Origin of the sequence: Gilliamella mensalis, assembly GCF_900103085.1 — a bacterium.
In the GTDB taxonomy this organism is placed as follows: domain Bacteria; phylum Pseudomonadota; class Gammaproteobacteria; order Enterobacterales; family Orbaceae; genus Gilliamella; species Gilliamella mensalis.
Map to the genome: position 1 here is coordinate 1 of NZ_FMWR01000032.1, position 596 is coordinate 596.

Consider the following 596-nt stretch of genomic DNA (forward strand, 5'->3'; position numbering starts at 1 on the left):
AGCCAGGCTAGATATTGGGCAACATAGTGCCATATTTCAAAATCAAAGCGTGGTGAGTGTAGTTGAAGAAGTGCTGCGCAGTCATGGTTTGACGGGCATTGATTACCGTTTAGAGCTAAAAGACAGCTACCCTGAGCGGGCGTTTATTACTCAGTGGCAAGAAAGTGACCTTGAATTTATTCAACGCTTATTGGCCGATGTCGGTATTTGGTTTCGCTTTGAAACGCATGCCGAACATCATTGTGATGTGATGGTGTTAAGTGATTATGAGCAAGGCTATGCGCAAGTGGCCGATATCGACTATAAACCGCCTAGTGGCATGGCGGATAGTGGCGTTGAAAGTGTGTGGGATATCAGCCTGCATAGTGAAGTAGTGGTCTGTTCAGTGAAGGTACAAGACTATAACTACCGTGATGCCCTCGACGATTTACAGGGCGAAGTTAACAGCCAACCTAAAGACCTTACCACCTACGGCACTGACTACCGTTATGCCGAGCACTATAAAGGTTTAGATAGCAACGGACAAGAAAACCTGCCAACTCGTGGTGAGAATAACGATATTAACAATGTTAATAATAATCAGATTGAAAGCGGTC

1 protein-coding gene is annotated in these 596 nt (G+C 45.0%); it reads left to right on the plus strand.

Going from position 1 to position 596, the window contains the following annotated elements:
• On the plus strand, positions 1 to 596 hold a 596-nt coding region (locus tag BQ5209_RS10445), incomplete at both ends, for a contractile injection system protein, VgrG/Pvc8 family (RefSeq protein WP_208610030.1).